The 9319-nt window shown below is 56.0% G+C and carries 8 protein-coding genes; 5 read left to right on the top strand and 3 right to left on the bottom strand.

Features of this window, described 5'->3' with window-relative positions; all coding sequences use genetic code 11:
- Positions 1-137 precede the first annotated feature (137 nt).
- The 3 genes from ggt to AC1RKC_RS17490 form a co-directional block, all read right to left on the bottom strand.
- Positions 138-1901 (bottom strand): gamma-glutamyltransferase, encoded by a 1764-nt coding sequence (ggt, locus tag AC1RKC_RS17500; protein WP_493092524.1) that lies wholly within the window; start codon positions 1899-1901, stop codon positions 138-140.
- Between the two features lie 230 nt (positions 1902-2131).
- Complete coding sequence (locus AC1RKC_RS17495) at positions 2132-2734, bottom strand: peroxiredoxin C (RefSeq protein WP_020825459.1); 603 nt, start codon at positions 2732-2734, stop codon at positions 2132-2134.
- A gap of 229 nt (positions 2735-2963) precedes the next feature.
- The gene (locus AC1RKC_RS17490; protein ID WP_261138735.1) at positions 2964-3545 is read right to left on the bottom strand and encodes an ACP phosphodiesterase; all 582 of its coding nucleotides are present in this window, start codon (positions 3543-3545) and stop codon (positions 2964-2966) included.
- A gap of 244 nt (positions 3546-3789) precedes the next feature.
- On the opposite strand from AC1RKC_RS17490, the gene queA reads away from it, so the two are divergent.
- The 5 genes from queA (at position 3790) to secF (ending at position 9275) form a co-directional block, all read left to right on the top strand.
- Entirely contained in the window at positions 3790-4860 is a 1071-nt protein-coding gene (queA, locus tag AC1RKC_RS17485; RefSeq protein WP_020825461.1) for a tRNA preQ1(34) S-adenosylmethionine ribosyltransferase-isomerase QueA, read from the top strand.
- Between the two features lie 72 nt (positions 4861-4932).
- Positions 4933-6057: a tRNA guanosine(34) transglycosylase Tgt gene (gene tgt, locus AC1RKC_RS17480; RefSeq protein ID WP_020825462.1), complete on the top strand. Its 1125-nt coding sequence runs from the start codon at positions 4933-4935 to the stop codon at positions 6055-6057.
- A gap of 33 nt (positions 6058-6090) precedes the next feature.
- On the top strand, positions 6091-6423 hold the full coding sequence (gene yajC / locus AC1RKC_RS17475) for a preprotein translocase subunit YajC (RefSeq protein WP_004949246.1): 333 nt from the start codon (positions 6091-6093) through the stop codon (positions 6421-6423).
- 25 nt (positions 6424-6448) lie between these two features.
- Positions 6449-8296 carry a protein translocase subunit SecD gene (gene secD, locus AC1RKC_RS17470; protein ID WP_071844576.1) on the top strand — a complete coding sequence of 616 codons (1848 nt, stop codon included), beginning with the start codon at positions 6449-6451 and terminating at the stop codon, positions 8294-8296.
- A gap of 10 nt (positions 8297-8306) precedes the next feature.
- On the top strand, positions 8307-9275 hold the full coding sequence (secF, locus tag AC1RKC_RS17465; RefSeq protein WP_020825464.1) for a protein translocase subunit SecF: 969 nt from the start codon (positions 8307-8309) through the stop codon (positions 9273-9275).
- The last annotated feature ends 44 nt before the right edge of the window (positions 9276-9319 follow it).

Here is a 9319-nt window from a genome sequence, read left to right as displayed (position 1 = left end):
CAGAACCTCATGGAGCTTTGCCCGTTTATCGACCGAAAAGAACATTGAACTGGCCTAAAAAACACCTTAAGTGAACGACATTACGGTATCCCGGCCCTTAATTCAGTGAGTGGGCGTTCACACGCCCAATGAGCCGATCAATATCCCACGGCAGAACCGGCTGGGCGGCGAACGTCATTGGCACCGTACAGGTAGCCTTCGCGCACCTTGCCGGACACTGCCGAATCGTTGCCGGAGTTGGCCGGGCTGACTCCGGCGGCACCCGGCAGGCCCACCAGAATCAGCTCCGCCGCGCCCCACGGCGTTTGCTCAACCATCTTGTAACCCATACCGGCAAGGATTTTGAGCGTATCGGCAGAAACGCCGCGCTGCTCGTAGTAAACCTCATCCGGCAACCACTGATGGTGGATACGTGGCGCATCTACCGCCTCTTGCGGCGCCATGCCGTGGTCAATCACGTTGAGCGCGGTCTGCAGGGTGATGGTGATGATGCGGGATCCGCCCGGCGAGCCGAGTACCATAAAGATTTTATTGTCTTTGGTCACCAGCGTCGGGCTCATCGACGATAGTGGGCGCTTACCGGGGGCAATGCTGTTGGCGGTACCCTGCACCAGGCCATAGAGGTTTTTCTCGCCGACCTTGACGGTGAAGTCATCCATTTCATCATTGAGGAAGAAGCCGGTGCCCGGTGCGATCACCACCGCGCCAAAGCGGCCGTTAACGGTATAGGTGGTAGAGACAGCGTTGCCATCATGATCGACAATCGAGTAATGGGTGGTTTCCGGCTTCTCGTGGGGTTCCATGCCGGGCTGTACGTTTTCCGACGGTGTAGCTTTGTCAGCGACGATTTTCTTGCGGATTTCTTCGGCATAGCTCTTTCTGACCAGCCTGTCGATCGGATTCTTGATGAACTCCGGGTCGCCAAGGTAGGTGTTGCGGTCCATATAGGCGTGGCGCATCGCTTCGGTCATGGTATGGATTGCCGCTGCCGAATTGAAGCCCATGCTTTTCAGGTCATAACCCTCAACCACGTTGAGGATTTCGCACAGCGTCACGCCGCCTGAGCTGGGTGGGGGCGCCGATACAAATTTATAGCCGCGATAGCTACAGGTGATCGGCGGGGTTTCGGTCACTTTGTAGTTGGCGAAATCGGCCGCGGTCAGGATACCGCCACCTTGTTTGGCTGCTGCCTCTACCGCTTGGGGAATTTTGCCTTTGTAGAAGGCGTCTGGCCCCTCTTTGGCGATAGCGGTCAGGGTGTTGGCCAAATCGCTTTGCACCAGGCGATCGCCCGGCTGCAGTGGCGTGCCGTCAACGCGCAGGAAGATTTTGGCGGATTCCGGATCTTGCTTAAAGCGCGCGATGGTCGTATCGAGAATATCGGTGTCGGCACGGGTCAAGATAAAGCCCTCGCGCGCCAGTTTGATGGCCGGCGCCATGACCTGTTCGCGGCTCAGCTTGCCGTATTTAACGCGCGCAGTTTCCATTCCCAGTACCGTACCCGGCACGCCCGCCGCCAGATAGCCATACAGGCTGGCACCTTTCTTCACGTTGCCCTCGGCATCCAGATACATGTTGGCATTGGCCGCCGCCGGCGCGGTTTCACGGAAATTGATAAAGGTATCGGTGCCGTCAGCCAGGTGCACCGTCATAAAGCCCCCGCCGCCGATGTTGCCGCAGCACGGGTTGACCACCGCCTGCGCGTAACCCACTGCCACGGCTGCGTCTATGGCATTACCGCCCAGCTTCAGGATATCGACGCCGACCTGAGAGGCCAGATGTTGCGATGTTACCACCATGCCGTTTTTGGCTTCGACCGCCGGATTGGATGCGGCATACAGGCTGCTGCTGACCAGCAGCGCCGCCATGGTCAGCGGCTTGCTCCATTTCTGTAAAAACATAGTTATTCCTACCCTGTCAGTTTTCTTATTGTGTTTGGCTTGCCACCGGTGTCGTGCAAAGAGTGGGCCAGCGTTATTGATACTAGCTGCTGATAGGGATACGCGCGGAAAACCGCCGGGGAAATGTGAGCGGAAACAAGGAAATGAAGCACGATAACTGGGCAGTACGCCCTAATTTGGCGCAAAAAAAACCGGCCACAAGGGCCGGTTGATACGCTAATGGGCTGAAATTACAGCTTGGAAGCGTTTTCGGACAGGTATTTAGCAACGCCGTCTGGAGAAGCGCCCATACCTGCTTTGCCTTTTTCCCATTGAGCCGGGCACACTTCGCCGTGCTGCTCGTGGAATTGCAATGCGTCAACGGTACGGATCATTTCGTCGATGTTACGGCCGATTGGCAGGTCGTTAACAACCTGAGCGCGAACCACGCCGTCTTTGTCGATCAGGAAAGAACCACGCAGGGCAACGCCTGCTTCTGGGTGCTCGATGCCGTAAGCTTTCTGAATTTCACGCTTAATGTCAGCAACCATTGCGTATTTCACTTCCCCGATGCCGCCATTTTCGACTGGGGTTTTACGCCATGCGTTGTGGACAAATTCTGAGTCGAATGAAACGCCAACCACTTCAACGCCACGCTTCTGGAACTCTTCATAGCGGTGATCGAAAGCGATCAGCTCAGAAGGACATACGAAGGTGAAGTCCATCGGCCAGAAGAACAGGACGGCCGGTTTGCCGTTCAGGTGCTTCTTGAAGTTGAAGTTTTCAACGATTTCGCCATTGCCGAGTACGGCAGCTGCGGTGAAGTCAGGGGCTTGACGAGTTACCAGGACCATAATTACTCCTGTAATAGGTGTTAAGGGGTTGATGTAAAAACAAGGGCCAGTATAGGGGCCACGACTGGGTGAATAAAGGGTAAAAGACCAATCAATGAGATAGCTTTTACCTATCAAAGTCGTTGATTAAATTTAGCGAGCTTTAAAAATAACCTTTTCCCGTAAAAGGGCAAGGCTTAAAAAGCAATTTCTTGTAAAGCGTCGCATTTTCAATGGGTTTGGTTTGACCTTACAGCTTTTTCTCTTTTGCCTGCTGCATCATCTGGGGGTAAAACTGCCAGAACTGTGTTTCAAGCTGATGATAATTGCGCTCTACGTCGGCGAAAGATCCCGCCAGCGCCGCCAGGCGTGGACGACGGCTGGCCATGCCCACCAGCACGTTGCCGATAAACGGCAGTTCGGCGTAGCGCTCCAGCCAGCGTTCCGGCCAGAGATAACCGTTCAAATTCTGAAAGCGCGCCGGCGTCAGTGGCAAATGCGGCACGATCTGGCTGCGGGCTTGCTGGGTAAAGCCGTGCAGGCTGAGGGACGGCTCCAGTTGCTGCCAGTGGCGAGCCAGAAAGTGATCCCATACCACGTCGAGCGTGATTGGCGCTACGCGCCGGTGTTCTGCAGAGAAATAGTCGCGGCAGGCTTTGACCTGCGGCAGGCTGTCGGTCAATACGTCGACGCGGCGGTGCATCATAATGCCGGCCACCACCTCGGGATCGTACTCGCCTGCGGGGTTGCCGCGCACGAAGTCGGCCAACAGATTGCCCAGTAACGAGCTTTCCGCAAGCTGGGCCAAATGGAGATGAGCGAGAAAATTCATCCGGCAACTATACCTGAAGTCATGCAAATCCTCCTTATTTCTTGCCGCTGACCGCCCACAGCTTTAGACTAGGCCGCCTGTTTTTTATGACTAACATACCCGTCGCCTTTCAAGCCGCAGTGTTGTTGGCTGCACTTGCCCACTCCGGTCACTTACTCAAGTAAGCTCCCGGAGATGGGCAAGCTGGCCGCCTAACTGCAACTTGAAATGCATAGGGTATATACAATTGAAGAAGTGAATACCCATGCGCGTCGCCGATTTTTCATTTGAACTTCCCGAGTCCCTGATTGCCCGCTATCCCCAATCTGAGCGTAGCGGTTGCCGCTTGCTGCAGTTGGACGGGCCGAGCGGGGCGCTGACGCACGGCGTATTCACCGATCTGCTGGATAATCTGGAAGCCGGCGATCTGCTGGTGTTCAACAATACCCGGGTGATCCCGGCCCGCATGTTTGGCCGCAAGGTCAGCGGCGGCAAGATTGAAGTCCTGGTTGAACGCGTGCTGGATGACCATCGTGTGTTGGCGCACGTTCGCGCGTCGAAAGCGCCTAAGCCGGGCGCCGACCTGCTGCTGGGCGACGATGAAAGCATCGCCGCCACCATGGTAGCGCGTCACGATACGCTGTTCGAACTGCGTTTCAACGATGAGCGCGACGTGTTCACTATCCTCAATGCCGTCGGCCACATGCCGCTGCCACCTTATATCGATCGCCCGGACGAAGACGCTGACCGCGAGCTTTATCAGACGGTCTACAGCGAGAAGCCGGGTGCCGTCGCTGCGCCGACCGCCGGGCTGCACTTCGACGAGCCGCTTCTGGCCGCGCTGCGTGAGAAGGGCATCGAGATGGCCTTTGTCACGCTGCATGTGGGCGCCGGCACCTTCCAACCGGTGCGGGTGGAAACCATCGAAGAACACGTCATGCACGCCGAATATGCGGAAGTGCCGCAGGACGTGGTTGACGCGGTATTGGCCTGTAAAGCTCGCGGCAAGCGCGTGGTGGCGGTAGGCACGACCTCGGTGCGTTCCCTGGAAAGCGCCGCAAACGCCAGCAAGGAGGCGTTAATTGCCCCGTTCTTCGGCGACACCAGCATCTTTATCTTCCCCGGCTACCATTATCAGGTGGTTGACGCGCTGGTGACCAATTTCCACCTGCCGGAGTCCACGCTGATTATGCTGGTTTCCGCCTTTGCCGGTTATAAAAACACCATGAATGCTTATCAGCAGGCGGTGGCCGAGCAGTACCGATTCTTCAGCTATGGCGATGCGATGTTCATCAGCCGTAACCCGCAGGCGGAGCAAGAGTCCGTCGGCGCCTGATTTTCTGGGCTGCGCATCTGGCGCGGCCCTGTTTTAACGACATCAGACTGTTTCTCTGATGCTGGAGGCTTAGTGAAGTACGAATTAGACACTACCGATGGCCGCGCTCGCCGTGGCCGCCTGATCTTTGACCGCGGCGTGGTGGAAACCCCGGCCTTTATGCCTGTCGGCACCTACGGCACGGTAAAAGGCATGACGCCGGAAGAAGTGAAAGAGACCGGCGCGCAGATCCTGCTGGGCAACACCTTCCACCTGTGGCTGCGCCCAGGCCAGGAAATCATGAAGCTGCATGGCGATCTGCATGATTTCATGCAGTGGCATGGCCCGATCCTCACCGATTCCGGCGGCTTCCAGGTGTTCAGCCTGGGCGCAATGCGCAAGATTAAAGAGGAAGGCGTTCATTTCCGTAACCCGATCAACGGCGACAAGGTGTTCCTCAGCCCGGAAAAATCGATGGAAATCCAGTATGACCTGGGTTCCGACATCGTGATGATTTTCGACGAATGTACGCCGTACCCAGCAGATTGGGACTACGCCAAGCGTTCGATGGAAATGTCACTGCGCTGGGCGCAGCGCAGCCGCCAGCGTTTTGACGAACTGAATAATAAAAATGCGTTATTCGGCATTATTCAGGGCGGTGTTTACGAAGATTTACGTGATGTTTCAGTAAAAGGGCTGGTGGATATCGGTTTTGATGGTTACGCTGTGGGCGGCCTGGCGGTCGGTGAGCCAAAAGAGGATATGCACCGCATTCTTGAACATGTTTGCCCGCAAATTCCGGAAGATAAGCCGCGTTACCTGATGGGCGTCGGCAAGCCGGAAGACCTGGTTGAAGGCGTGCGTCGCGGTATTGATATGTTCGACTGCGTGATGCCAACGCGTAATGCCCGTAACGGCCATCTGTTCGTGACTGACGGTGTGGTAAAAATCCGTAATGCCAAGCACAAGGATGATACTTCTCCGCTGGATAAAGACTGTGATTGCTATACGTGTCGCAATTACAGCCGCGCCTACTTGCATCATCTTGATCGTTGCAACGAAATACTGGGTGCCCGATTGAACACCATTCATAACCTGCGTCACTACCAACGCCTGATGGCGGGTTTACGCGAGGCCATTGAACAGGGTAAATTAGAGCTGTTTGTTGCGGATTTCTACGGTCGGATCGGTAAACCGATTCCACCTTTAAACGCTTGAATTAATAATTGATAACTTAATGAGGGAATTTCAATGAGCTTTTTCATTTCTGACGCCGTCGCATCCGCAGGGGCTCCGGCTCAGGGAAGCCCGTACTCTCTGATCATTATGCTGGTGGTGTTCGGTCTGATTTTCTATTTCATGATCCTGCGCCCACAGCAGAAACGCGCTAAAGAGCACAAGAAGCTGATGGACTCGATCGGCAAGGGTGATGAAGTGCTGACCACCGGTGGCCTGATTGGCCGCGTGACCAAAGTGGCTGACACCGGCATTATCGCCATTGCGCTGAATGACACCACGGAAGTGATGATCAAGCGTGACTTCGTGGCGGCCGTTCTGCCGAAAGGTACCATGAAGGCCCTGTAATTTTGTTTTCCCGAAGGGAATTGCCGTGCTAAACCGTTATCCTTTGTGGAAGTATCTGATGCTGATCGTGGTGATCTTCATCGGTCTGCTTTACGCGCTTCCCAACATCTATGGTGAGGATCCGGCTGTACAAATCACTGGCGCGCGCGGTGTCGCCGCCAGTGAAACTACACTGGACCAAGTCCGTACCGTATTAGAAAAAGACAAGATTACGAGCAAGTCGATTGCGCTGGAAAATGGCGCCATTCTGGCTCGCTTTAGCAATCCTGATATTCAGCTGCGTGCCCGTGAAGCCCTGATGGCGGAACTGGGTGACAAGTTCGTGGTTGCGCTGAACCTGGCGCCGGCCACACCAGCCTGGTTGGCCATGCTGGGCGCCGAACCGATGAAACTCGGTCTGGACCTGCGCGGTGGCGTGCACTTCCTGATGGAAGTCGACATGGACACTGCCCTGAGCAAGCTGCAGGAACAGACCATGGATACCCTGCGCAGCGAGCTGCGTGAAAAGGGCATTCCTTATGCGTCTATCCGCAAGCTGGACAACAACGGCGTGGAAGTACGTTTCCGTGACGATGCTGCCCGCGATCAGGCCATCAGCTACCTCAGTCCGCGTCAGCGCGATATGGTGTTCTCTGCCAACGGCAGCAACACCCTGAAAGCCAACTTGACGGATGCCCGTCTGAGCGAAGCGCGCGAATACGCGGTACAGCAGAACATCACTATCCTGCGTAACCGCGTTAACCAGCTCGGCGTTGCCGAACCGCTGGTGCAGCGTCAGGGCTCCGACCGCATCGTGGTCGAACTGCCGGGCATTCAGGATACCGCTCGCGCTAAAGAGATCCTCGGCGCTACCGCTACGCTGGAATTCCGCCTGGTTAACACCAATGCGGACGTCACGGCTGCGGCAAATGGCCGTGTCCCAGGCGACTCAGAAGTGAAAGACACCCGTGAAGGCCAGCCTGTAGTGCTGTACAAGCGTGTGATCCTGACCGGTGACCATATCACCGACTCCACTTCCAGCACCGACGAATATAACCAACCGCAGGTGAACATCTCGCTGGACAGTGCCGGCGGCACTGCGATGTCCAACTTCACCAAGGACAATATCGGCAAGCCGATGGCGACCTTGTTTGTGGAGTACAAGGACAGCGGCAAGAAAGACGCCAATGGCCGTGCGATTCTGGTGAAACAGGAAGAAGTGATCAACGTGGCGAACATTCAGTCACGTCTGGGCAACAGCTTCCGTATTACCGGTATCGGCAACCCGAACGAAGCACGTCAGCTTTCGCTGCTGCTGCGTGCCGGTGCGCTGATTGCGCCAATCCAGATTGTGGAAGAGCGTACAATCGGCCCGACCCTGGGACAACAGAACATCACCCAAGGTCTGGAAGCCTGCTTGTGGGGCTTGGTGGCATCCATCGTGTTTATGGTGGTTTGGTACCGTAAGTTCGGCATGATCGCCACCACGGCGCTGGTCGCCAACCTGGTGCTGATTGTCGGCGTGATGTCCCTGCTGCCGGGGGCGACGCTGACCATGCCGGGGATTGCCGGTATCGTGCTGACGCTGGCGGTGGCGGTCGACGCCAACGTACTGATTAACGAACGTATCAAGGAAGAGCTGAAGAACGGACGTTCCGTTCAGCAGGCGATCCATGAGGGCTATAAAGGCGCCTTCTCCAGTATCGTTGACGCCAACATCACCACCCTGATCACCGCGATCATTCTGTACGCAGTAGGTACCGGTTCGATCAAGGGCTTTGCGATTACCACCGCAATCGGTGTGGCGACGTCCATGTTCACCGCGATTGTCGGTACCCGTGCCATCGTCAACCTGCTTTACGGCGGCAAACGCATTAACAAGCTGTCTATCTGAGGAGTGCGTTGTGGCACAGGATTATACTGTTGAACAACTCAACTACGGCCGTAGAGTCTATGACTTTATGCGCTGGGATTACGTGGCCTTCGGCATCTCGCTGGTGCTGCTGATCGCGTCAATCGCCGTTATGTCGGTACGCGGTTTTAACTGGGGTCTGGATTTCACCGGCGGTACGGTGATTGAAATCAGCCTGGAAAAACCGGCCAACCTCGATCTGATGCGCGATACGCTGGAAAAAGCCGGGTTCCAGGACCCGGTTATTCAGAACTTTGGCAGCAGCCGTGACGTGATGGTGCGTATGCCACCGGCGACCGGTACCGCTGGCCAGGAACTGGGTAACAAAGTGATCGGCGTGATCAACGATTCGGTCGACAAAAACGCTAGCGTAAAACGCATAGAGTTCGTCGGCCCGAGCGTGGGCACCGAACTGGCGCAAAACGGTGGCATGGCGCTGCTGGTGGCGTTGATCAGTATCCTGATCTACGTCGGTTTCCGCTTCGAATGGCGTTTGGCGCTGGGGGCGGTTATCGCGCTGGCGCACGACGTGGTCATCACCTTGGGTGTGCTGTCGCTGTTCCATATCGAGATTGACCTGACCATCGTCGCTTCATTGATGTCGGTTATCGGTTACTCGTTGAACGACAGCATCGTGGTTTCCGACCGTATTCGTGAGAACTTCCGCAAGATCCGCCGCGGGACGCCTTACGAAATCATGAACGTGTCGCTGACCCAGACGCTGAGCCGTACTTTGATGACCTCCGGTACCACCCTGATGGTGGTGCTGATGCTGTACATCTTCGGCGGCGCGATGCTGCACGGCTTCTCTCTGGCTATGTTGATCGGTGTGTCTATCGGTACCGTATCCTCCATCTACGTGGCGTCCGCGCTGGCGTTGAAGCTGGGTATGAAACGTGAACACATGCTGCAGCAGAAAGTGGAGAAAGAGGGCGCAGATCAGCCTTCTCTCTTGCCGTAATCTGTCGGTGAGTTGAAATACGATGCCGGTCCGGTTTATCCCGA

The organism is Serratia sp. GW822-FHT06E05 (assembly GCF_058799445.1).
Note: the sequence above shows the minus strand (reverse complement) of the source record. Positions and strands in the feature narration are given on the sequence as shown.